Annotated in this window: 21 protein-coding genes and 1 tRNA gene; 9 read left to right on the forward strand and 13 right to left on the reverse strand. The window is 71.7% G+C overall.

Going from position 1 to position 23,167, the window contains the following annotated elements; all coding sequences use genetic code 11:
- Positions 1–137: 137 nt before the first annotated feature.
- Together AB0L00_RS12695 and AB0L00_RS12700 are read left to right on the forward strand one after the other, a co-directional pair.
- Positions 138–686 carry an amino acid-binding protein gene (locus AB0L00_RS12695; RefSeq protein WP_345364076.1) on the forward strand — a complete coding sequence of 183 codons (549 nt, stop codon included), beginning with the start codon at positions 138–140 and terminating at the stop codon, positions 684–686.
- Positions 687–715: 29 nt separating this feature from the next.
- Positions 716–1,717, forward strand: coding sequence for a cation diffusion facilitator family transporter (locus tag AB0L00_RS12700; protein ID WP_364432309.1), 1,002 nt, complete (start codon positions 716–718; stop codon positions 1,715–1,717).
- Positions 1,718–1,809: 92 nt separating this feature from the next.
- Here the strand turns inward: AB0L00_RS12700 and AB0L00_RS12705 are convergent, their stop codons facing one another.
- Positions 1,810–2,187 carry a hypothetical protein gene (locus AB0L00_RS12705; protein ID WP_364432312.1) on the reverse strand — a complete coding sequence of 126 codons (378 nt, stop codon included), beginning with the start codon at positions 2,185–2,187 and terminating at the stop codon, positions 1,810–1,812.
- Between the two features lie 200 nt (positions 2,188–2,387).
- On the opposite strand from AB0L00_RS12705, the gene AB0L00_RS12710 reads away from it, so the two are divergent.
- On the forward strand, positions 2,388–3,086 hold the full coding sequence (locus AB0L00_RS12710) for a WYL domain-containing protein (RefSeq protein ID WP_364432315.1): 699 nt from the start codon (positions 2,388–2,390) through the stop codon (positions 3,084–3,086).
- Between the two features lie 10 nt (positions 3,087–3,096).
- On the opposite strand, the gene AB0L00_RS12715 is transcribed toward AB0L00_RS12710, so the two are convergent.
- From AB0L00_RS12715 to AB0L00_RS12730, 4 genes are all read right to left on the reverse strand, one after another.
- Positions 3,097–3,801 (reverse strand): hypothetical protein, encoded by a 705-nt coding sequence (locus AB0L00_RS12715; RefSeq protein ID WP_364432318.1) that lies wholly within the window; start codon positions 3,799–3,801, stop codon positions 3,097–3,099.
- A 70-nt stretch (positions 3,802–3,871) separates the two neighbouring features.
- On the reverse strand, positions 3,872–4,270 hold the full coding sequence (locus AB0L00_RS12720) for an MmcQ/YjbR family DNA-binding protein (protein ID WP_364432321.1): 399 nt from the start codon (positions 4,268–4,270) through the stop codon (positions 3,872–3,874).
- Between the two features lie 119 nt (positions 4,271–4,389).
- Positions 4,390–5,142 carry a glycosyltransferase family 2 protein gene (locus AB0L00_RS12725; protein WP_364432324.1) on the reverse strand — a complete coding sequence of 251 codons (753 nt, stop codon included), beginning with the start codon at positions 5,140–5,142 and terminating at the stop codon, positions 4,390–4,392.
- Positions 5,139–6,074: an alpha/beta hydrolase gene (locus AB0L00_RS12730; protein ID WP_364432326.1), complete on the reverse strand. Its 936-nt coding sequence runs from the start codon at positions 6,072–6,074 to the stop codon at positions 5,139–5,141. Before AB0L00_RS12730 ends, AB0L00_RS12725 begins: the two co-directional genes overlap by 4 nt.
- A 41-nt stretch (positions 6,075–6,115) precedes the next feature.
- Between AB0L00_RS12730 and AB0L00_RS12735 the strand changes: the two genes are divergently transcribed.
- Positions 6,116–6,592: a MarR family transcriptional regulator gene (locus AB0L00_RS12735; RefSeq protein ID WP_364432329.1), complete on the forward strand. Its 477-nt coding sequence runs from the start codon at positions 6,116–6,118 to the stop codon at positions 6,590–6,592.
- A gap of 96 nt (positions 6,593–6,688) precedes the next feature.
- Here AB0L00_RS12735 and AB0L00_RS12740 read toward each other — a convergent pair.
- The 7 genes from AB0L00_RS12740 to AB0L00_RS12770 form a co-directional block, all read right to left on the reverse strand.
- Positions 6,689–6,761: transfer RNA gene (locus AB0L00_RS12740), tRNA-Val, on the reverse strand.
- Between the two features lie 63 nt (positions 6,762–6,824).
- Positions 6,825–8,930, reverse strand: a complete 2,106-nt coding sequence (locus AB0L00_RS12745; RefSeq protein WP_364432332.1) for a PIG-L family deacetylase — start codon at positions 8,928–8,930, stop codon at positions 6,825–6,827.
- A 222-nt stretch (positions 8,931–9,152) separates the two neighbouring features.
- Complete coding sequence (locus AB0L00_RS12750) at positions 9,153–9,482, reverse strand: hypothetical protein (RefSeq protein ID WP_364432335.1); 330 nt, start codon at positions 9,480–9,482, stop codon at positions 9,153–9,155.
- 53 nt (positions 9,483–9,535) lie between these two features.
- The gene (locus tag AB0L00_RS12755) at positions 9,536–9,997 is read right to left on the reverse strand and encodes a peroxiredoxin (protein ID WP_364432337.1); all 462 of its coding nucleotides are present in this window, start codon (positions 9,995–9,997) and stop codon (positions 9,536–9,538) included.
- Between the two features lie 145 nt (positions 9,998–10,142).
- Positions 10,143–10,565: a DUF3052 domain-containing protein gene (locus AB0L00_RS12760; protein ID WP_345364100.1), complete on the reverse strand. Its 423-nt coding sequence runs from the start codon at positions 10,563–10,565 to the stop codon at positions 10,143–10,145.
- A 155-nt stretch (positions 10,566–10,720) separates the two neighbouring features.
- Positions 10,721–11,134, reverse strand: a complete 414-nt coding sequence (locus AB0L00_RS12765) for a secondary thiamine-phosphate synthase enzyme YjbQ (RefSeq protein ID WP_364432339.1) — start codon at positions 11,132–11,134, stop codon at positions 10,721–10,723.
- 10 nt (positions 11,135–11,144) lie between these two features.
- Positions 11,145–11,330 (reverse strand): DUF1918 domain-containing protein, encoded by a 186-nt coding sequence (locus AB0L00_RS12770; RefSeq protein ID WP_345364104.1) that lies wholly within the window; start codon positions 11,328–11,330, stop codon positions 11,145–11,147.
- Positions 11,331–11,529: 199 nt separating this feature from the next.
- Here AB0L00_RS12770 and aceE point away from each other — a divergent pair, with 199 nt between their 5' ends.
- Together aceE and AB0L00_RS12780 are read left to right on the forward strand one after the other, a co-directional pair.
- Entirely contained in the window at positions 11,530–14,316 is a 2,787-nt protein-coding gene (aceE, locus tag AB0L00_RS12775; RefSeq protein ID WP_364432340.1) for a pyruvate dehydrogenase (acetyl-transferring), homodimeric type, read from the forward strand.
- Positions 14,317–14,826: 510 nt separating this feature from the next.
- Positions 14,827–17,901, forward strand: coding sequence for a hypothetical protein (locus AB0L00_RS12780; RefSeq protein WP_364432342.1), 3,075 nt, complete (start codon positions 14,827–14,829; stop codon positions 17,899–17,901).
- 31 nt (positions 17,902–17,932) lie between these two features.
- Here the strand turns inward: AB0L00_RS12780 and AB0L00_RS12785 are convergent, their stop codons facing one another.
- Positions 17,933–19,282, reverse strand: a complete 1,350-nt coding sequence (locus tag AB0L00_RS12785; protein ID WP_364432345.1) for a hypothetical protein — start codon at positions 19,280–19,282, stop codon at positions 17,933–17,935.
- Between the two features lie 109 nt (positions 19,283–19,391).
- Here AB0L00_RS12785 and AB0L00_RS12790 point away from each other — a divergent pair, with 109 nt between their 5' ends.
- The 3 genes from AB0L00_RS12790 (at position 19,392) to AB0L00_RS12800 (ending at position 23,024) form a co-directional block, all read left to right on the forward strand.
- Positions 19,392–20,174 carry an iron-containing redox enzyme family protein gene (locus tag AB0L00_RS12790; protein ID WP_364432347.1) on the forward strand — a complete coding sequence of 261 codons (783 nt, stop codon included), beginning with the start codon at positions 19,392–19,394 and terminating at the stop codon, positions 20,172–20,174.
- 190 nt (positions 20,175–20,364) lie between these two features.
- Positions 20,365–21,570, forward strand: coding sequence for an Ig-like domain-containing protein (locus AB0L00_RS12795; protein WP_364432350.1), 1,206 nt, complete (start codon positions 20,365–20,367; stop codon positions 21,568–21,570).
- A gap of 80 nt (positions 21,571–21,650) precedes the next feature.
- The gene (locus AB0L00_RS12800) at positions 21,651–23,024 is read left to right on the forward strand and encodes an FG-GAP and VCBS repeat-containing protein (RefSeq protein ID WP_364432353.1); all 1,374 of its coding nucleotides are present in this window, start codon (positions 21,651–21,653) and stop codon (positions 23,022–23,024) included.
- The last annotated feature ends 143 nt before the right edge of the window (positions 23,025–23,167 follow it).

Below are 23,167 nucleotides of genomic sequence, written 5' to 3' on the forward strand. Positions count from 1 at the left end.
TGAAACGTGACTATGGCAGCCTGTTCGTCCAGGAGGTGAGCAGTATGCCGCTTTTGCGGATACGACTCAGGCTGCCGGACCGACCCGGATCGCTCGGTACGGTCGCCCGTACGCTGGGTGCCGCAGGTGCCGACATCGTGCAGGTCGTTGTGTTGGAACGTTCCGGAGGCCGGGCGGTCGACGACATCACCGTCTCGTGGCCCAAGGGCGCGTCACTCGACGTCCTCTGCGACGCCCTCGTCTCGGTCCGCGGTGTCGAGGTCGACGGCGTCTGGCAGACCCACGAGGCGCCCGGCGTCTTCTCCGACGTGGAGGTGGTCGGCCAGATCGCCGCCAACCCGCCGAACGGAGTCGTCGCCCTCGTCGAGGCCGTTCCCAAGATCTTCGGTGGCGACTGGGCCGCGATGCTGAACCAGGACGGGCTCGTCGTGCACGCGAGCTGGCAGGCCCCCGATCCGCTCACACTGCCGGTCGTCCCCGTGTCCGGCGCCCGCGCGTTCACCGGCGTCGACGGGATCCGCTACGCGTTCGTCCCGGTCGGCCGGTCCCGGCAGACGCTGCTGCTCGCGCGCGTGGCCGCCCCGCCGTTCCACCAGACCGAGCTCGAGCGGCTGATCCAGTTGGCCACCGCCGCCGAGGCGGTCCTCGGCGTGGGCTCGTCGGTGATCGGACGTCCGGTTCCGTGACGCGAGTCGGCCCGTGAAACCCTGAGCAGGTGGTCGAGGAACAGGAACAGCAGGAGAGCCGGCTGACCGTCGTCCTCGCGCTCGCGACCAATCTCGGCATCGCGCTCGCGAAGACGGTGGCCGCGGTGATCACCGGCTCGGCGTCTATGGCCTCGGAGGCGGGGCACTCATTCGCCGACACCGCCAATGAGGTCCTCCTGCTCACCGCGCTGCGCCGGAGCCGGCGACCCGCCGACCGGCGGCACCCGTTCGGGCACGGCACAGAGCGGTACATCTGGTCGCTGCTCGTGGCCGTGTGCATCTTCGGCATGGGCGCGCTGTTCGCCTTCGTCCAGGGCGCGCAGGCGATCCTGGGCGGGGAGGCCGAGCACAAGAACGCACTGGTCGGTTACCTGGTGCTGGCCGTGTCGGCGGTGCTGGAGTCCATCTCGTGGCGGCAGGCGTTCCGGCAGACCCGGCAGGGGGCCCGCGCGGACGGGCAGTCGCTTCTCGCGTTCCTGCGCAGCACCGACGACCCGACCACCAAGTCGGTGCTCTACGAGGACTCGGCCGCGCTGATCGGTCTCCTCCTCGCCGCAGCCGGCCTCGGCCTGCACCAGGTCACCGGCTCCGCGGTCTGGGACGGCGTCGCCTCGCTGCTCATCGGGGTCGTGCTGACGGTGGCGGCGTTCCTCCTCGGCCGGACCAACCTCGACCTGCTCATCGGCCGGCAGGCGCAGCCGAGGATCCTGGAGGGGGTGAAACGCCTCCTCATGACCGCGCCGGAGATCGAGGCGCTGGTCGACCTGATGACCATGACCGTCGGCACCGGCGAGGTGCTCGTCTGCGCCCGGCTGGACTTCCGCGACGACCTGGGCGCCGCCGACGTCGAACGCGCCTGCGTACGCCTCAGCGAGGAGCTCCGCGCGAGCCACCCGGACGTCTACGAGGTCTTCCTGGAGCCGGTGCCGCGAGACGACCCCGGCCTGCGCCGGCGCGTCATCGAACGGTACGGGCGCCCGCCGTCGTACTGGGCGGCGGGCGAGCGATGACGGCGGAGTCCGGCCGGGCGACGACCGCGCGGGCGCGTTCGTTCCGCCGGGCGCGACCGTCCGGTGCGCCGCGGTAGCGTCCGGCGCGGAGGTCAGCCGAGCTGGACGCCGAAGAAGAGGGCGACCAGCGCGCCGAGCGCCCCGAGGGCGCCCCAGATCGCCAGCCCCCGCTTCGAGGTGGCGCGCATGTGCAGGAACGCCGCCACGCCGGACAGCACCACGAAGACCATCTTGACGTTCAGCGTCATCCGGTAGGCGTCGCTCGGGTGGTCGAGCGCGACGATGTTCCAGACGCCGGTGAGGACGAGCACCGCGAACGCGGGCCACGCCACCACGTTGAAACGGCGCGCAGCGACCTTGGTCACGCCCTCATAGCCGCGCAGGGCGGGGACCAGCGCCCCCAGGGTCACCTGGCCGCCGACCCAGATGGTCGCCGCCAGAACGTGCAGGAAGACACGCACCGTGTCCATCGAAACCGCGAGCAACGTCCTTCGCCTCTCTCTCGGGGAACCGGTTCAGATCATTCCGGTAGGTCCGGCCGGGTCCGCACCGGGGCCGTCATTGCGCTCCCGGGCGGATCCGTGACGCCGTTCCGTACGGCCTTGGCGATACCGTGACCCAACCGGCGCGTCAGCTTGAATCGGCCGACTAATGATCTACGGTCGGTTTCGTGACCCGTACGGACCGCTTGCTCGCCCTGGTGGAGGAGCTTCGTGCGGGCGCCCCCCGGTCCTTCAGCGCCGGTGAGCTGGCCGGGCGGCTCAAGGTCGGCGAGCGGACCATCGAGCGGGACGTCGAGGAGCTGCGCGAGGCCGGCGTCCCCATCAAGGCCGACGCGGCCGGAACCGGCTGGTTCCTGGACACCGTCGGGACCCTGCCGCCGGTCGTTCTCTCCCCGGCCGAGGCCGTGGCCCTGGCCACCGCGGTGGGCCGCGACGGCGCGTCGCCCTTCGCCTCCTCCGGCCGTACCGCCCTGCTGAAGATGGTCGCGGCCATGTCCGCGGCGGAGGGCCCGGAGGACCGGCGACTCGCCGAGCGGATCCGCGGGCTGATCCTCGACGGCGCCCCGCAAGTACCCGCCGCGGCGGTCGTGGAGGAGGCGGTCGCCACCCGCCGGGTCGTCCGGTTCGCCTACGCCGGCCGCGACGGCACGCGGACCGAGCGCGAGGTGGAACCGGCCGCGTTCGTCGCCGGCGCCCGTGACTGGCACCTCATCGGCTGGTGCCGGCTCCGCGACGCGCCACGGATCTTCCGGATCGACCGCATCCGGCAGGCCGCGCTGCTGGAGGAGATCGCGCCGCCCCGCGACTACTCCCGCGCGACCCCGCACGTCTCCGACCTCCTGGCCGCCGCCCTCCGTCTCGACTGACCGAACAGGGTCAGCCGGTGAAGTGCGGCTGCTTCTTCAACGGGGACGCCGCAGGAGCCTCGGTCGCCGGAGACGATGTGTCCTCCTCGCTCGGCGTCGTCTCACTCGCCGACGGCTCCGGCTCCGACGGGGACGGCTCCGGAGCCGAATCCGTCGGCGTGGGCGTCGGTGTCGGCCTCGGGCAGTCCTTCCCGGTGATGTGGCCGTCCACCTTGGGGTACCGGCTGTCCTCCACCAGGCGCTCGCAGTACGTCCGGTACACCCACCGCCACGGGTCGATGCCGCTCGTGGTCGCGTCCGCCGCGAAGTAGTGCAGCGGCCACTGAGCCGTCGCGGGACCGGCCGTGCCCTCGTAGTGCTCGGTGTCGGCGCACTGCGGTCCGGTGGCACTCGTCACCGTGTAGTCGCCGTCGCCGCGGAACGAACCCGTCACCTTCGCCTGGATCGGGTCGCCGCTGTCGGAGGTGGTCCCCGGGATCGTCGTGAACTTCCCGCGGTCGCGGATGCGCACCTTCCACGTGCCGTCGGTGTCGCCCGGCTCGAACGTCGTCGTCCGCGTGAAGTCATCGAGCGCCCACGCGGGCGAGGCGTTCTCGGGGTGATCCACGAACGTGGCGGTGCAGGTCGGCAGCTTGCCGCCGGTCCGTGCGTACGCGACGGCGGGCACGGCGGCGACCGCCGCGGTCACGGCCGTGGCGGCGAGAAGCTTCTTCATGAGTACTACGACGCTCCGTGGCCCCCGAAGGATCGCATCCTGTCCGGTTCAGGACAGGCATGACCGCGGGTCAGGTTCCCCCGAGGGCCGGCCTCGACTCGTCGGCCTCATCGAGGTCGGCGGCGAGATCATCCGGCGCGCGCATCCGCCACGCGTCGGTCACGAGCTCCCTCAGACGTTCGACGTCCACCTCTGCCAGGCGCAGCATCACCAAGGGAAAGTCGTCGTAGCCGGGCGCGGTGAAGAAGACGTCCGGCTCGCCGAGCAGGAGAGCCTGCTTCTCGGCCTCGTCGCCGACGAAGAGCACCGCGATATCGGTTCGGATCAGGCGCGGCTTCCCGGGCGTGCGCTCGGGATAGGACCAGACGAACCCTTTGCCGGCCACCCGGAAGTCGAAGCCGTCACTGTCGATCTCCACCACGTGAGGCAGAGCCAGCGCCAACCGGCGCACATCATCGGCGTCAGCCACCGAGATCCCTTCCAGAACGCCCGATCCGCACGTGCAGATGCTATGCGGGCCCGGCGGCCAGGACATCCCGGTCCGGCGTCACCGCGGGCACCAGGCCCACGCCCCAGAGTCCGAAGGTCTCAGGGGCGCCGGTCGCCGAGCGAAGCGAGCGCCTGTGCGCGCTCGATGATGAGCAGGCGTTTCTGGTGTCGTCTGCGTGGGTCGGTGTGAGAATCCCGCGCGGTGGTCTGGTGCGGGTGCTGGCGGTAGAGCATGCTCGGCTCCCCGATGAAGTACCCGTCGGCCACGGCGTTCGCCGCGATGACCAGCCCGGTGTCCTCGGACGTGTCGAGCGCCATCCACCCGCCGAGCGCGAGCAGGAGGCCACGCCGTATGCAGAGGGTTCCCGGCACCAACGGGAGGATCCACCCCTGCTCTTCCCAGGCGCGCAGGACCGCCCCACGCTCGATGACGCCTTCTGGAAGATCGTTCTCCTCGTGGCTCCTGGTCGTTCCCTCGGGGAGAAGGTCGAGCGCCCGAGACGCGGTCCAGCCGATCTCCGGTCTGTCCGCCAGCAATGCGATGTCCCGGAAGAGCGCGCCGGGGAGCAGGCGGTCGTCGGCGTCGAGGTTGCGCACGAGTTCTCCGGTGCCGTGAGCCAACGCGGTCGTACGGGTCACCGCCGGGCCGCTGGTCGGAGTGGTGCCGAAAGTGATGCGCGGGTCCTCGGGAAGCGCGGACTCGATCAGACCGCTTTCGCCGTCCTCCTGGACGACCCACTGCCAATCCCAGCCGCGCGGAAGCACCTGAGCGCATAGTGATTCGTACGCTTCGCTCAAGAACGGCGCGTTCGGCGGATGCGCCGGAGTGACGACGGTGATGGTTCGTGTCATCGTTTCCCCGGCCGCCCGGGCGTATCCGCGGTGTCCCGGACGCGGAGGTGCTGGCTGAGGAACAGGGCCGCGCGATCCAGTGCCTCGTCGGCCTCATCCAGAACGCCGGCGAACGCCTGGAACACGTGGGGCACGTCGGCGGTGATGTCCAGGACGACGTCCACTCCCGCCGCCCTCGCGCGCGCGGCCGTGCGTGTGGAGTCGTCCAGGAGCACTTCGTTGGTGCCCGCTTGCAGCAGCATCGGCGGGAAACCGGCCAGGTCGGCGAGGACGGCCGGGCTGAGCAGGGGCTGGTGCGGGTCCTGTCCCACGAGGTACATGGCCGCGGTCTGTTCCAGCGACTCGCGCGTGAAGAACGGATCGATGGCCGCCTTGGCGTCCATGCTCTCTCCCGTCCGGGTGGCGTCGAGCCCGGGGGAGAACGCCACGAGCGCGGCGGGCATGGGCAGGCCGGCGTCGCGGGCGGCGAGGCAGGTCGTGACGGTGAGTCCACCGCCGGCGGAGTCTCCGGCGAACGCGATCATCGAAGGATCTTCACCACTGTCGAGAAGTGCGCGGTAGGCGCTCAGGGCGTCCTCGATCGCGGCCGGGAACGGGTGCTCGGGAGCGAGCCGGTAGTCCAGCGAGAAGGCCCGGTATCCGGTCCGGACCACCAGGTTCCCCGTCAGCGACAGCGCCGTTTCGGGCGAGCCGACCACATAGGAGCCACCGTGGAAGTACAGGATCGTTCCGGCGCGGGGGCCGTCGACCGGCTCGACGAGCAGCGCGGGCCGGTCGCCGAGCGTCGTGGACGAGGTGCGGATCCCGAGCGGGACGATCATCTCGGCCATCATCGCCCTGAATCCGGCTCGGATCTCCTCCACCGACTGAGGGCCTTCGGGTCGGGGGCGCCGCAACATCGCGTCGATCTCCGCTCGCTGTTTCCTGCTCATTGTCCCCTCCATCGCAAGTGCATGCCGGTACACTATATGCCGTGGCATACAAGTCAAGCGGGGACCCGGTCGACCTCCCGGGCTTCTTCGGCGACCTCGTCCGGTGCGAGACGCGTCTCTACAACGCCCTGAACGACCGTCTTCGCGAGCGGCACGGGATCGTCACGTCCCAGTTCGAGTTCCTGCGCTACCTCCGCGACCATCCCGGGTCCCGGGTGGCGGACCTCGCCGCCGAGTTCGCCGCCGGAATCGGGGCGATGAGCAAGGGCGCCGACCGCCTGGAGAGACAGGGATGGATCGTGCGGCAACCGAACCCATCGGATCGCCGGTCATCACTGCTGGCCCTGACGGACGACGGCCTGCGACTCGTCGACGCGGCGGAGGGAACCTTCACCGAGCGGCTGGCCGAACTGATCGGAGGCGTCCTCGGGAGTTCGTCGGCGTCGGCCGCCGCGCAGGCCCTCGCGGAGCTCCGCTCAGTGCTCGAACACGACCAGATCGGTCTACCGACAGGCTGACGGGCAGGCGCGGGTCGTCCACCCGGCCCACAACGCGAACGACCCCGAACCCAATGAAGGTCCAGGGTCGTTCCGATGTCCTGAGACATGACAGGGTGGGCACAGCTGGATTCGAACCAGCGACTCCTGGTTTGTAAGACCAGTGCTCTAACCACTGAGCTATGCGCCCGCTGCCGGAAGGACCCGGCGCGCCACAGCCTACCGGGATCTTCCCCCTGCTCGCGAAACGGAATCAGGCCACGGGACGCCAGGGGCCGTAGATGCCGGCGGGGCTGCGGGACGTGACGTACAGGCGGCCGTCCTCGGCCAGCGCGAGGGCGTACACCTGGCCGGTCCGGTCGGTGGCGACCATGGGAACGCCGATCGGCGGGAGCGGCAGGGCGGGCGGCGGGACGCGGCTGCCGGTCGGCACCGGAGCCTCGCCGGTCTCGTGGAACACCGCCCGCAACGGAGTGGCGGGGCCGCTCCACGTACGGCCGGTCTCCTTGGCCTGGCGGATCGCCGTGGTGCCCGCCTCCTCGTACACGAGGGTCGGGTTGCCGCCGGCGTCACGGGTCGCGGTGATGGGTCCGCCCGGCCGTACGCCGGGGACCGCGCCCGCGTACACGAAGGTGCAGCCCGTGCCCTGCCGCCACTGCAGCACCTGGGTACGGGTCGGCGCGAACAGCTCGATTCCCGGGCTGCCGCCGACGGCGTCCATGCCGTCCTGGACGTCCCGGCCGGGAGGGTTGACCCGGGGGCGCTTGCGGGCGGGCGCCGCGGCGGCCTTCTTCCGGGGAACCGCGGTGTGCCGGGGGGAGGCGGGGCCGCCGCTGCGCGGGGTCGTCCGCGGGGTCGCCGGGGTGCGGCCGGGAGCCGGGATGGTGCTCACGCGGGGCAGCGGGAGGGAGGGCAGGACAGGGCGGCGCGCCGACGGCGAGGCGCTCGGCGTCGGGGTCGTGCTCGGGGTGGCCGATGCCGTCGGGGAACGGCGCGGGACGGTCCTGCGGGGCGTGGGGGAGGAGGGCGCCACGGCACGCCTGCGGGCGGTCCCGGCCGCGGGGCCGCGCAGCTCCTGCCACGAGGTCCACGATCCGTCCGTGGACTGGCACCGCACGCTGACTCCGCCCCTGGCGTTCCGGACGAACAGGGCGGGGTGGCCGGTACGGCCGGGTACGGCCACGGGGGTGCCCGTCGCGGCGCCGAGCCCGGTCCAGGTGACCGTCCATCTGCCGCCGGCGTAGCGGGGGCGGGCGACGACGATCTGACCGCCCCGGCGGGCGAAGACCTGGCCGTCGGCGGTGGCGATGGACGGCGCGAGGCCACTGCCGCCGAGCGAGGCCGGCCCGGACCAGCCGGTGGGCGTCTGCCACCACGTGTACAGCCGGCCGGAGAGGACCGCGAACGCCTGCAGTCGTCCGTCGTCCGCGCGGGTCGTCCAGGAGGCTCCCCGGGGCCAGCGGTAGCGCATGCGCAGCTGCCAGGACGCGAAGTTCTTGGCCTCCGGGTTGATCCGGTAGTCGTCGGCCCGGTAGTCGGCGAAGAAGCGCTGCTTGGCGGTCGAGGCGGCCCTGCCGAGGTTCACCGGCGTGTCGCTGAGGTTGTAGTCGCGGTAGTCGACCTGGGCCACGGGCCGGCCGTACGCGGCGACCGCCTCGGTCGCGAACTGAGCCGTCGCCTTGTGATCGGTGTGGTCGGCGGTGTAGCGCCGGTCGGGCGACGGGTCCTGCGTCCGTACGACCGTGGGACGGTACCGCTGGAACAGGGTGACCAGGGCACGGACGACGTCGGCGTGGGTGTAGCAGTGGGCGTACGGCGACAACGGCGGCGTCACGGTCGAGGCGCACTTGGTCGAGCCGCGGTCGGCCTCGAGCTGGGCGACCGCCCGTCTGCCGATGTGGACGCGGGGGTCGCGGCCGTCGGGCAGGCCGAGGAACGCCAGGTGGACGTTCGGGCGCGCCGTCAGCGTGTGCACCTCGATGTTCACCCGACCGGAGCGGACCGTCTCGACGGACCAGCCGTCGGCGACGCCGGCCATGGCGGCGTACGCGGCGTGCAGCCCCTGGCGACGTTGCGCGACGTACGCGAGGGCGTCGTGGGTGTCATTCATCCCGGCGTGGCCCTCGGCCGCGGTGAGCACGACCGTCGTGACGCTCTCGCCGCGGCGGAGGTCGTTCGTCAGGTCCGGGGACATGAACAGGAGATCGTCGTCCGGGTGGGCGACGACCTGGACGAACCCGGCCCGGACCGGGAGCGTCCGCTGCTGGGCGGCCCCTGCGGGGCCGGCGACGCCGAGAAGTCCGACACATGTCGCCGCAGCCGCCAGACCCGCGATCGTCCGCGCAGGGCTCCCCGCCACGCTCTTCCCCCTCAGCCCTGCGATCGCCCGTCAGCAGGAGCGGAAGGATCATGCCATACCGCAGGTTGACATTTCGTTAAATGCCGGTGAATGGGGCTTTGATCACATCAACTGATCAAAAGGTGTCTGGTTGATCGCATGGCGGGCCCCGCGCCGGAGGCGTTCGGGATCAGGCGGCGGCCGGCACGGCGACCAGGACGATCGGCCGGCGGCCAGAGTGGATCAGGGGGTGGGGTCGCTCCCCAGCAAGCGGCTGAGCGCGGCGGCGACCTCTTCGGACAGCCCGGGACTGTCGGAGGGGGACACCGGCGTCTCGGGCGCCCGTTCGACGGCCCGTACCTGCCCGCAGGCGCGGCACTCGACCTCGCCGAGGCGGCACACCAGCATGGTGGCCCCGCACGCCGTGCAGTGATCGAGCTCCCGGGCCCAGTCCCGGCCGTGCTGGCAGCCGGGGCAGATCAGGACCTGCCGATCCGCGCGGACTCCCCGTCGCCAGGGACTGGGGCCGCGATCCGGGTCCGTCTGCCGGGCCCCGCAGCGGTAGCAGGGCATGGCGCCTCCGGTGGGATCCGGGGCCGGGCCCGTGCGGGCCCGGCCACAGGCGACTAAGCGATGTCGGCGAGCGCCTTGCGGTACTCGTCGAGGTCACGGGCGTCGGGGATGGCGTTCTCCACCTTCCACCGCACGACACCGGTCTTGTCGATGATGTAGGTGCCGCGCGTCGCGATGCCCCGGTCCTCGTCGAAGATCCCGTAGGCCTTCGCCACCGCACCGTGCGGCCAGAAGTCCGACAGCAGCGGGAACTGGTAGTTCTCCTGGTCGGCCCAGGCCCGATGCGAGAACATCGAGTCGACCGACACCGCGAGGACCTGCACGTCGTCGCCGCCCAGAGTGGGCAGCTCGTCGCGGATCGTGCAGAGCTCGCCGGTGCACACGCCGCTGAACGCCAGCGGGTAGAAGACCAGAACGACGGTCTTCTTCCCCTGGAAGTCCGACAGCCGCACGGGGGTCCCGTGCTGATCCTTGAGCTCGAAGTCCGGTGCGGATTCGCCGACCTCAACCGCCATGTGGTGTCACCCTTCCTCGCCGAGTCTGGCCGTACGCCAGTCTGCCACCCGGCGCATCGGCGGATCGAGGGAACCCCCGCGGGCTGACACGTCTCACACGCCCGTCAGCCCTCTCTCCGCACGGTCCGTTCCTCGGCGGGAAAGGTCAACGCCGTGCCTTGGGCGAGACCAGACGCGTGCCCGACCACTCCTGGGCCGCGCTGATGCTCTTGGTCTGCGACAGTCCGGCCTGCTGGGCGGCCTCGAGGATGTCGCTCGGCTCGACGTGGCCCTCGCGCCCCGCCTTCGGCGTGAGCAGCCAGATGTGGCCGCCGTCCGCCAGTGTGGTGAGTGCGTCGGACAAGGCGTCGAACAGATCGCCGTCGTCCTCGCGCCACCACAGCAGCACGACGTCGACGACGTCGCCGTAGTCCTCGTCGACCAGCTCGCTACCCGAGACCGACTCGATGGAGCTGCGCAGCTCCTGGTCGGTGTCCTCGTCGTAGCCGATCTCCTGCACCACCTGGTTCGGCTTGATGCCGAGCCGTTCGGCCAGGCTGCTCTGCGCCTGACCCGCGGTCGCGCTCACGAACGTCCTCCCTGTGTTGTGGGCCGCGAATGTCAAACATGCCCATGTTGTTTACCGCCCGACCCTCCGGGTGCGGCATTGCCGGACAGTTCACACGGCGGACCGCCCCGTGCGCAAGTGTCTGACCCGCAAGTGAGCGAACCCGGCCACTTCTCTCAACCCCCGGTGATGAAGCTGAGTCGCACCTTGCGCACGACATTGTCCACGTTGAGGTCGACCACAGCCACCGATTGCCAGGTGCCCATCGCCGGTTTCCCGTCGATCACCGGGATCGTGGCGTACGGCGCGATGAACGCCGGCATGACGTGGGAGCGGCCGTGGCCGCGGGATCCGTGTGCGTGAGCCCACCGATCGTCCGCCGGGAGCAATTCGCTCAACGCGGACAAGAGGTCTTGGTCACTGCCGGAGCCGAGCTCTATGAGCGCGAGGCCGGCGGTCGCGTGCGGAACGAAGAGGTTGAGCAATCCGTCGGACGCCCCGATGTCTCGCAGGAAACTGAGGCATTCGCCGGTGATGTCGTGCACGACCTCCTTGCTCCCGGTGGCCACGCTTATCACTTTGCTCATCATGCGTACATGTCTACTCTTCCGGCTCGATCACGGCATCCGGCCCCGGGTACACCAGACCGGTGTGCCCATCGTCAAAGCGGACGAGATAGGGCGGTCCCCCGGAGGTGCCGCGCACTTCAATGATCTTTCCTGTCCGGTCGGCCTGTCCGACGGTGTTGCCGTGGACGTGCAACCGGTCACCAACGGCCGCTTCCATCCTCGTTTCACCTCCCGACCGCGGGTATCCCCTGAGCGGTGGCTCTCCACACAGCCTCGTACGGCTCGAGGCCGATGGGAAGCCGTACCGAACGGTTACCCGGCAGTAGAGATGCGTTACCGGTCCTGACGTACGACGATGGTCGGGACAGCAACGATCCATCACCTGACCTGGGTGGGCACGAAGCGAAGGGGAACCCGTGGCTTCCGGACGCCAGCGCTTTTCGATCATCAGCGACGGCCTCCCCAGTCAGCTTCCGGACATCGACCCTGATGAGACCCGGGAGTGGCTGGAGTCGCTCGACACGGTCATCAAGACCGAGGGCCGCTCGCGCGCCCGCTACCTCATGCTGCGGCTGCTGGAGCGGGCCCGAGAGCAGCAGGTCGGCGTGCCCGGCCTGCGCAGCACGGACTACATCAACACGATCCCGCCGGAGCGCGAGCCCTGGTTCCCCGGTGACGAGTACGTCGAACGCCGCATCCGCGCCTATATCCGGTGGAACGCCGCGATCATGGTCTCGCGGGCGAACCGCCCGGAGCTGTCGGTCGGCGGCCACATCGCGACCTACGCCTCCGCCGCGTCGCTGTACGAGGTCGGGTTCAACCACTTCTTCCGCGGCAAGGACCACGGCGAGTCCGGCGACCAGGTCTTCATCCAGGGCCACGCCGCGCCGGGCATCTACGCCCGCGCGTTCCTCGAGGGCCGGCTGCCCGAGGACAAGCTCGACGGGTTCCGCCAGGAGATCTCCCACCCGGGCGGCGGGCTCTCGTCCTACCCGCACCCGCGCCTGATGCCGGACTTCTGGGAGTTCCCCACGGTCTCCATGGGCCTCACCGCGATCAACTCGATCTATCAGGCCCGGTTCAACCGCTATCTGTACAACCGGAAGATCAAGGACACCTCGCGGTCGCACGTGTGGGCGTTCCTCGGTGACGGCGAGATGGGCGAGCCCGAGTCCCTCGGCGCGATCGGCCTCGCCGCCCGCGAGGAGCTGGACAACCTCACCTTCGTCATCAACTGCAACCTGCAGCAGCTCGACGGGCCGGTCCGCGGCAACGGCAAGATCATCCAGGAGCTGGAGTCGTTCTTCCGCGGCGCCGGCTGGAACGTCATCAAGGTCATCTGGGGTCGCGACTGGGACCCGCTGCTCGCCCAGGACGTCGACGGCGCGCTCGTCAACAAGATGAACACCACGCCGGACGGCCAGTTCCAGACCTACACCGTCGAGACCGGCGAGTACATTCGCGAGCACTTCTTCGGCGACGACCCCCGGCTGCGCAAGATGGTCGAGCACATGTCCGACGACGACATCCGCAAGCTGTCGCGCGGCGGCCACGACTACCGCAAACTGTACGCCGCGTTCAAGGCGGCCCGTGAGCACGTCGGCCAGCCGACCGTCATCCTCACCCACACGATCAAGGGGTGGACGCTCGGGCCGGACTTCGAGGCGCGCAACGCCACGCACCAGATGAAGAAGCTCACCAAGGCCGAGCTGAAGGAGTTCCGCGACCGGCTCTACCTCGACATCCCCGACTCGGCCCTCGAAGCGGAGCTGCCGCCGTACTACCACCCGGGCGAGGACTCCGACGAGGTGCAGTACATGCGCGAGCGGCGCATGGCCCTCGGCGGTTACCTGCCCAAGCGGCTCAACCGGGCGAAGGCCCTCAAGCTCCCCGGCGACCCGGTCTACGCCGAGCTGAAGAAGGGCTCCGGCAAGCAGAACGTCGCGACGACGATGGCGTTCGTCCGGCTGCTCAAGGACCTGATCAAGGACGAGAACCTCGGCGCCCGCTTCGTGCCGATCGCCCCGGACGAGTACCGCACGTTCGGCATGGACTCGCTCTTCCCGTCGGCGAAGATCTACTCGCCGCACGGACAGACGTACGAAGCGGTCGACCGCAAGCTGCTGCTGTCCTACAAGGAGTCCGAGCAGGGCCAGATGCTGCACGAGGGCATCAGCGAGGCGGGCGCCGTCGGCTCCGCCATCGCGGCCGGCACGGCGTACGCCACGCACGGCGTGCACATGATCCCCGTCTACATCTTCTACTCGATGTTCGGGTTCCAGCGGACCGGCGACAGCATCTGGGCGATGGCCGACCAGATGAGCCGCGGCTTCCTGCTCGGCGCGACCGCCGGCCGCACCACCCTCACCGGTGAGGGCCTGCAGCACAACGACGGCCACTCGCCGCTGCTCGCCGCGACCAACCCGGCGTGCGTCTACTACGACCCGGCGTGGGCGTTCGAGCTGGCGCACATCATCAAGGACGCGCTGCGGCGCATGTACGGCTCGAGCGAGGAGCACCCGAACGGCGAGGACGTCTTCTACTACCTCACCGTCTACAACGAGCCGTACCAGCAGCCCGCCGAGCCGGCCGACCTCGACGTCGGCGGCCTGCTCAAGGGCCTGTACCGGTACGCCGAGGCGCCGCAGGTCGAGGGCGAGGCGCCGGGCGCGCAGATCCTCGGCTCCGGCGTCGGGCTCCGGTGGGCCCTGGAGGCCCAGCGGATGCTCGCCGAGGAGTGGGGCGTGGCCGCCGACGTCTGGTCCGCCACCTCCTGGACCGAACTGCGCCGGGAGGCCGTCGCCTGCGACGAGTGGAACCTCCTGCACCCCGACGACGAGCAGCGCGTCCCGTACGTCACCCGCACGCTCGACGGGCAGCCCGGCCCGGTCGTCGCGGTGAGCGACTTCATGCGCGCCGTCCCGGACCAGATCGCGCCGTGGGTGCCGGGCGACTGGTCGTCGCTGGGCACCGACGGGTTCGGGTTCTCCGACACCCGGGCCGCGGCCCGCCGCTTCTTCCACGTGGACGCGGCGTCGATCACCCTCGCCGTGCTGACCCGGCTGGCCCGGCGCGGCGAGATCAAGCAGGAGGTCCTGCAGAAGGCGATCGACCGGTACCAGCTCGGCGAGGGCGCCGAGGTGGTCGTCGGCGCCGGCAGCACCCCGCCGGAGAGCGAGACCGGCGGCATGAGCGCCGGCTGAGACACCGAGAATACGGCGGCCGGGGCATCCCACAGGTGGGGCGCCCCGGCCGCTTGTCATTTCCGACCTTTCCGAGGCGTTCGGCGGTCACCCGTACTCAGCCGCACGGCCGGATCCTCTTCACGGCGCCGTCGCAGGGATGTGGTCGGGGAGTTGCGCCGCCCTGGGGACAGATGTTGTGAATTTGTGTCAACGCCCGATTCGTCTTGCTGACCTGTCCGCGGAGTTAGCGTTGTGACTACCTGGAGACACGCGGACGACCCGTTCAGGATCCATCGTGATCCCGCCTCTCCCCATCGCTCTGATCCGCTTCTCCAGGCGACCGAGTGGAGGAGGGAAGGGCCCGGCACACCGCCGCTGCCGGGCCCTTCCGAATGTCCGGGCACCGAACCTCGCCGTTGCGTTCCCCGGAGGGGACGAAGGGAGATACGGTCTTCGAGCTGACAGTCGAGATCATCCCGATTACGGATCGCAGGGGGGATGAGAGTGTCCGGCCCGACGGACGACAACGTGCCCGAGTCCGATGCCGCCGTGCCCTCCGGCGACGGCTTCGCCCCGGGCCCTGCCGGCCCGCCCGGTACGGACCGGTCCGCGACCGGCGCGGACGTCTCTCCGCCACCGGCGGAAGAGGCCACCGCGGCGGCGGACGGCCCGCAGGGGAACGTTCCCGCCGAAGAGGACGGCCTACGGGACGAGACCCCGGTGGAGACCGACGGCCCCCCGCAGGCGGGCTCCGAGCCCGTGACCGGCGGGGAGGGCGAGCTGCGCCCCCCGGACCACCCGCCGGGGCCGGGCACTCACGTGGTGGACGGCCCGCCGGGATCGGGCGCCCACGTGGTGGACGGCCCGCCGGGGCCGGGCGCCCACGTGGTGGACGGTACGCCGGGATCGGGCGCCTACCTGGCGGACGGTACGCCGGGGCCGGGCACCCGCCCGGCGGATGGCACGCCGGGAACACGCGAGGCTCTGCCCCCGCTCCAGGACGGGGGCGACGCCGATGCGCGCCCCTGTGCCTACTGCGGGCGTCCGATCCCCCAGCCGGGCGAGGCGGGACCCGTCCTGCGGTACTGCGTCGACAATGACGGCGCCTGCGCCCGCGCCGCGGCCGAGCGGCGCCGCCGCGACCAGGACTCCCCGGGCCTCGCCGGCCAGGTCGCGCGGACCTGGGACATGGTCGAACGCCTGGAGGACGTCGCCGAGCTCCTGGCCATGTCCCTGACGGCGGATCTGAGCGTCGCGGGCGTCGAGCGGCGGATCGCGGAGGCGAGGGCGGAGGCGGCCGCCGCCGTCGCCGAGGCCCAGCGGGACCGCGAGGCGGCCCGGCTGGACGCCGAGCAGGTGCTCGCCCAGCTCGGAGACGTACGGCGCCGCGCCGAGCAGGCCGAGGCCGGCGTCGCCGACCTGACCGCCCGGCTGGAGGCCGCCCGTTCGGACCGGGACGCCGCGCGCGACCTCGGCGACCAGGCGACCCGGACGGCGGAGGCGGCGACCGAGGCGGCCACCGCCGTACGCGAGGAACGCGACCGTCTCACGCACCGGACCACCGAGCTGACCTCGGCGTTGGACCTGGCCCGCGACGAGATCGCGCGATACCGGGCGGAGCTGGCCGAGGCCAAGGAGTTGCAGAAGCGGGCCGTGGCGGTGGAGGAGATGCGCTCGCGGCTCCGGGCCGCCGAGTCCGAGCTGGACAAGATGCGCACCACGGCCGAACTCGCACAGAACTCCCGGGCGGCCGCGGAGCAGGCACGGGCCGCGGCGGATCGCCAGGCTCTGGAGGCACGGGCGCACGCCGATGAGGTGAGCGGCCAGCGGGAGACGGCCCTGGCCGAGCTCGAAGAGCTGCGCGGCGAGCTGGAACGCACCCGCACTGAGCGGGACGAGGCGCATACCGAGCTGGAACGCACTCGCACGGAGCAGGACGCGACGCGTACGGAGCTTGAACGGACACGTACTGAGCGGGACGAAGCCCGTACGGAGCTGGAACGGACTCGCATCGAGCGGGACGAGGCGCATACCGAGCTGAAGGGCGTCCGTCCCGAGCTGGAGAGCGCTCGAGGCGAGTTGGAGACGGTCCGTGCCGATCTCGCGACCTCGCGCGGGGAGCTCGACGCGGCGCGGCCTCGGCTGGACGAGGGCGCGCGGCTCACCGAGGAGCTCGAGTCCGCCCGCCGTGAGCTGGAGAAGGCACAGGCCCGGCTGGATCAGTACCGGCTGCAGGCCAAGGAGCGCTCGAGCATGCTGGACCAGCTCCGCGCCGCGCTCGCCACGATGATCGCCGAGCGTGACGCCGCGCGGGCCGACGCCGATGAGGCCAAGGCCCAGGTGGAGCAGTTCGCCAAAGGCCATCTGAGACCCACGATCTCGGCTCGGCACGCGCGGCCGACCGCCGATCCGCAGGCCCAGGCCGAACCGGCGGCCGACTCATCGGCCGGCCCGCAGGAGCCGAGCGACCCGTCGGCCGCTCCTCAGGCCCCCGACGACCCGTCGGCCGACCGGCAGGGGCCGGTCGATCCGTTGCCCGATCCACGGAACCCGAGCCTCCCGGCGCCCCACCCGCGGCCTCCGGGTGTCCCGTTGTCCGACCCGCAGGGATCGGCCGATCCGTTGAGTGATCCGCAGGGCGGAAGCGATCCGTTGTCCGATCCGCGGGGCCCGAGCGTCCCCGCGCCCGCTCCGTGGGGCCCGAGCGTCCCGTTGGGCGATTCGCGGGGTGGGGGCGATCCGCTGTCCGACCCGCGGGCTCCGGGTGTCCCGGTGGCCGACCGGCAGGGATCGGCCGATCCGTTGTCCGATCCACGGGGCCCGAGCGTCCCCGCGCCCGCTCCGTGGGGCTCCAGCGTCCCGTTGGGCGATCCGTTGACGGATCCGCGGAGCCCGAGCGTCCCGGTGTCCGACCCGCGGGGTGCGGGTGATCCGTTGGCCGACCGGCAGGGGGCGGGCTTCCCGTTGGGCGATCCGCGCCGACCGGGGAGCCCGTCGATCGACCCGCGCTTCCGCCCGCAGGGACCGCTCGATCCGGGGTTGCCCGGCCGGGCGGCGGCCGATCCGCAGGGCCCGCCGTCGGCCGACCCGCTCGCTCCCGCACCATCACCTTCGCCGCCGGGTCCGCGGCCGGTACCCCCGTCTCCGCCATCGTTCCCCGGCACGGGGCCAGGCGCGGGAGGCTCCCCTCCTCTTCCGGGCGGAGCCCGACCCGGCCCGCCGGCGTACGGCGGGACGTCGTACCCCGCGCCCGGCCAGCCCGCCCAGCCAGGCCAGGCCGCGCCCGGTCAGGCCGGCGCGGCGCCGGATACGGGACCGACGTACTTTGCGCCGGGCTCCACCGGCGGACCGGGTCTCCCAGGCCGGCCGGGCGTCCCCGGCGCCTCGCCCGCCCATGGCGGAGGGAGCCCCACCGGCGTACCCGGCGGGCCGGGTCTGCCGGGCGTGCCCCAGGGGTCCGCACCGGGGCAGGAGAGCGATCCGTCCGCCGACGACCCGGCGAACGACGCCGCGCGTACCCAGCCCCCACCCGAGCACGACTCCGGCTGGGTCGGCCCGTTCGACCGTTTCCGCCGTCGCTTCCCGCCGTCGTCCGGCGATTGACGCGCTCCCCGGCCTGAGGGCCGGGGACGGGTCAGGACGGGCGAGTCGGCATGGGGATTGGGGCGGGTCGCCGGACGCGGTTGGCGGCGACCCGCGCGAGCACCGCCGGGGCGAACAGCGACGTCGGTGCGGCCATCAGCGCCAGGACGTGGACCAGGCGTTCGCACACCAGCGGGTCGACGTTGGCGGTGGCGACGACCTCGTCGACGTACGCGTTGATGACGCGGGTCCGGAGCCGTACGGGCGCGGCGACCGTCTCCCGGTAGCGCAGGTCCTCGCCGGTGGCGACGAGCCACGCTCCGGCGGCGCTCCGGGCGGCGCCGCGCTGGAAGCGACGTTCGAAGCCGGGACGGGCGTCGCGCAGGCAGCGGTCGAGGGCCAGGGCCGCGACGGCGGCCACGCTCATCCCCTGGCCGTAGATGGGGTTGAACGCGCAGGCCGCGTCGCCGGTGACGACGAACCCGCGCGGCCAGGACGGCAGCCGGTCGTAGTGCCGGCGGTGGTTGGCGGTCCGGCGGAACGCGACGATCGGCGTGAGCGGCTCGGCGTCGCGGATGGCCTCGTACAGGACGGGGCTGCGCAGCCCCTTGGCGAACTCCAGGAACGCCGTCTCCTCCGCCGGGCCGTAGTCGCGGCCCGCGCCGGACAGGCTGCAGATCCAGCGACCGCCCTCCTGGGGGAACAGCCCGCCGGTGCGCCGCGTCGCGGGTGGGTCGGCCTGGATGTACAGCGCCTTCCAGCCGGGCTCGAAGCCGGGCGGTATGGCGTAACAGCGGCTGGCGTACCCGAGGAGGGGGTCCACCCGCGTCTCGGGCGGCGCCGGGTGACCGAGCCGGGCGAGCCATTCCGGTGCCCGCGACCCGCGGCCGGTCGCGTCGACGACCAGGTCGGCGTGCAGTTCGCCCTCGGCGCCGAGGACGACCCCGGCGACGTCCCGGCCGCGGGGGACGAGCCCGGTCACCCGGTGCCCGTCGAGGATGTCGATGGGCTTCCGCGCACCGTCGGGCGGTGCGGTGAGCCGGTTCCGTACGGCCCAGTCGAGGAGCGGGCGGCTGAACGTCAGCAGCCGCGTCACGTCGAAGCGCTCCCGCCAGCCCGCCGAGGTCAGCCAGAGGACGTCGGCGGGCACGCGGACCTCCTCGGCGCCGGCCGCCCGTAGCGTGTCCTCCAGACCGGGGAGCAGCGCCTCGACGATCTCCCGGCCGCGCGTCCAGAGCACGTGCAGATGCGGGGACTGGGGTACGCCCGGCCGGAACACCGGCTCGGTGGGGAACGGGTCGCGTTCGACGAGGGTGACGCGTTCGAAGTGGGCGGTCAGGACGCGGGCGGCGAGCAGGCCGGCCATGCTTCCGCCGACGACGATGGCGTGTTCGCGTTGCACTCAGGTCTCCGGTGGCGGGGGAGTGAGCTCCGGCTTATATGAAAACGCGGATATTGACCCTATGTGAAGGGCGCACGGATACTCGGGTGAACGAGCGAGGAGTCAGATCATGGCGACCACTGTCGGCGACCATTCACAGGTCCCCTCTCGGACCCGTCATCACCGCATGGTGAAGAGCGAACTCACCGAGACCCCGCATCCCGCATGGGCTCGGTCGATGGTCGATTCGCTCCGTCCGGACTGGACGTCGGTGCTCGAGGCGAAGATCTTCGCCGAGACGGTCCACGGGCCGTTCCCGGAAGAGGCGTGGCGGCGGATCCTCCTTGATTTCTTCTGCGTCGTGGAGGCGTTCCCCAAGTACATGGGCGTCTATCTGGCCAAGACCACATTCGGTCAGATCCCCGGGGACATCCTGGCCCGCGACTGGCTGATCGGGAACATCCGTACCGAGGCCCTGCACGCCCAGTGGTACGCCGACTGGGCGGCCGCGCACGGCATCGGCTTCGAGGAAATCGTCTCGCACCGGCCCTGCCCGGAGGTCGGCGCGCTGTACGACTATCTGTGGTCGGTCTGCTATCGGGGCGGGCTGGCCGAGGCGTTCGGCGCGGTCAACTACGCGATCGAGGGGGTCACGGGGGAGTGGACGCGCCTGGTCCTGCCCGCGTTCCGCGAGAGGTACGGCGATGACGTGCCCGCCCTCCGCTGGCTGACCGGGCACGCGGAGTACGACGACGCGCATCCCCGGGAGGCGTTCGAGCTGATCAAGCTGACCGTCCGGGACGAGGCCGAGCAGGCGAAGGTCGAATCGGCCGTCCGCCGGTCGCTGGAGTTGTTCCGGCGAGCTTTCGACGCCAGTTACGAAAATCGGGCAATCCGGGTGAATATCCCGTAATGTGCGCCTCAAAAGGGTAAAACCGCCCTAAGCTCCGGAGTAGTGCACTACTCAGAACAGGCAGCGACGTACCATTTTTCCTCCTTGACGCCCTGATGGCGGCCGAAGTGGACTGCATTCTCCCGATCCCCGATGGGTATCTCGTAGTCGATCAATTTTGCCGTCGGCTGGGCCGTTGGAAGGGCTGCACATGCACGTCAATGCCATACGGACGCAATTGGCGCTCGGCGCGGTCACGGGGACCGCCCTGGTCATGACCACGGGTTGCAGTGGCGGCAACCGGGCTGCCGGAGAGAGCGCCGAGAAGATCAAATTGGACGCGGCGGCGGCTCGCGTGCTGATCACGCCGGGCAACGGAACGTCGGCCGTGCGTCCCGATCAATCCGTCGTCGTACGTGCCGCGAGCGGCCGGCTGGCCGACGTGGCACTCGACAGCGGCGGCCGGAACGTCTCCGGGGAGTACAACAAGAGCCGCACCGAGTGGCGATCCCGGTGGGGCCTCGAGCCGGGAGCGAACATCACGGTCCGGGCCGTCGCCCAGAACGCCGACGGGCGAACGGCCACCGCGGTGAGCACCTTCCGCACCGAGGGGACGCCCAGCACGGTGACCGTGTCCCAGGACCCCGTCATGGAAGAGAACCGTAAGGAGACCTACGGCGTCGGGCTGCCGATCATCTTGAACTTCAACAAGGCGATCAAGGACCGTGCGGCGGTCGAGAAGGCGCTCCAGGTGGTCGCCGACAAACCGGTCGAGGGCGCGTGGCACTGGTTCGACGACGACAAGCAGGTGGTCTACCGGCCCAAGTTCTTCTGGCCGGCCCACCAGACGGTGCGCCTCGTCGCCCACCTCACCGGCGTTCCCTTCGGGGACAACACCTACGGCACCAAGGACTTCAGCCGGACGTACCGCATCGGCCGGGCACAGATCTCCCACCTCGACATCGCGGGGCACCACATGCGGGTGGACTGGGACGGCAAGCCGGTGCGCACGATCCCGATCAGCGCGGGCAACGGCGAGACCCACGAGTACACCACGACCAGTGGGATCCATCTCAACATGGAGAAGGACGAGGACGTCACGATGACCTCCCCGGGCCGCGGGCCCGGCGACCCCGGCTACTACAGCGAACTGATCCACTACGCCGTCCGCGTCTCCAACGCCGGTGAGTACCTCCATCAGACGCCGGGCGATGAGGGCTGCCTCGGCAACCGCAACTGCAGCCACGGCTGCATCCGCCAGTCCCGCGATGACGCCATCTGGTACTACAAGCACTCCCAGCCCGGCGACCCGGTCATCGCCACCGGGACGGACCGGCAGGTCGAGCCGGACAACGGCTGGTCGTTCTACCAGATGCCCTGGCGCAAGTGGCTCAAGGGCAGCGCCCTGCACCGCTGACTCCGGCTCGACCCACAGAAGTCAGCGGCTGGTCATCCGCCCGGAAGGCGGCCGTTCCGCCGCCTGGGCACCGTGCGAGGGTGAGCATCACCCGCCTGAGCGTGATCGCCGTCATCCTGCTCCCGACCTGTGTCGCGGCCACGGTGGCCACGCCGGCCCGGCGCCCGGGCACGCGGGCCGTCGGCGCGGTCCTCGAACCGGCCCGGCGCTGCCACGCCGGGGCCGTCCCCGACTTCGACGGGGACGGCGTCCGTGACCTCGTCCTCGGCGCCCCGTACGCGACGAGCGGCGGCCGCCGCAGGGCCGGGGCGGTCGCCGTCCGCTACGGGGGCCGGCCCGCCTGGCTCCGGCCGGGCCTCCCACAGACCGGCGCGGGGTTCGGCGGCACGCTCGCCGTCGGCGACTTCGACGGCGACCACTGCGCCGACCTGGCCGTGGCAGCCTCCGACCAGGGGCGGACGCGCCCCGGCGCCGACGGCACGGGGGCGGTCGCGGTCTACTTCGGCTCACCCGGCGGGTTGCGCCCGCGGCTGACCCTGAACGTACGGACCCTCGGCCGTACGCCGGCGAGCGACCGTTTCGGCGCCGCCCTCGCCGCGGCGGACCTGGACCACGACGGCCGGGACGACCTCGTGATCGGCATCCCCGGCCTCGCGGGCGGCGGCGGTGTCGCCCTGTTCACCCGCGGTCTGCGCAGCGCCCGCCTGATCACCCAGCACACCTCCTGGGTGGGGCAGCGGTCGAGCCGGACCGACGGCTTCGGCGCGGCCCTGGCCGTCGGCGCGTTCGGCGCCTTCGGCCGCGGGCGGCACCCGCAGATCGCCGTCGGCGCACCCGGCGACGGCACCGAGGCGTCGGGCGCGGTGACGGTCGTCGACCCGGCCGCGCACCGGTCCCGGCGGATCACCGAGGACAGTCCGGGCGTCCGCGGCGTCCCCGAACGCTACGACGAGTTCGGCGCGGCCCTGGCCGCCGGCGACTTCGACCACGACGGCACCGACGACCTCGCCATCGGAGTGCCGGGCGAGGACGATACCGCGATGCCGGAGAACTTCGCCCAGGGCGCCGTGTACGTCGAGTACGGCTCCGGAGGCGAGGACGTGTGGAACCTCCACCGGCCCGGCCCCGCGGACCGGCTGGGAGCCGCGCTGGCGGCCGCCGACCTGAACGGCGACGGCACGGCCGACCTCGCCGCGGGCGCTCCGGGCGGCGGCGTCGTCCAGGTCCTCGACGGCCGTCGCCGGCGGGGCCTGAGTCGCGGCGCCCTCGTCGCCTCCCCGGCCGGGGGCACGGACCAGTTCGGCTGGTCCGTGGCGATCCGCGGCCGGGACCTGCTGATCGGCGCGCCGGGCGCCGGCGGTTTCGGCGGCGCCGCGTTCCTGGCGCGCGGCTCCCGTACGACGACCGTGCAGGCGGGCGCGGCGGGCGAACTGCTCGGCTACGCCGTCTCCTGAGCCGCCCTCCGGCCCGGCACGCGAGCGCCGCCGCCACGGCACCGTACGAAACGCTCGGTGACCGCTGTCGCGAAGCGGGACAAGGACACTGAGGAGCCGTCCGCCTCCGGCCTTCACCGGGCTTCCCGCCCGCCATGCCCCAG

The organism is Actinoallomurus sp. NPDC052308, from assembly GCF_040679195.1.
GTDB classification, from domain to species: Bacteria; Actinomycetota; Actinomycetes; order Streptosporangiales; family Streptosporangiaceae; genus Actinoallomurus; species Actinoallomurus liliacearum.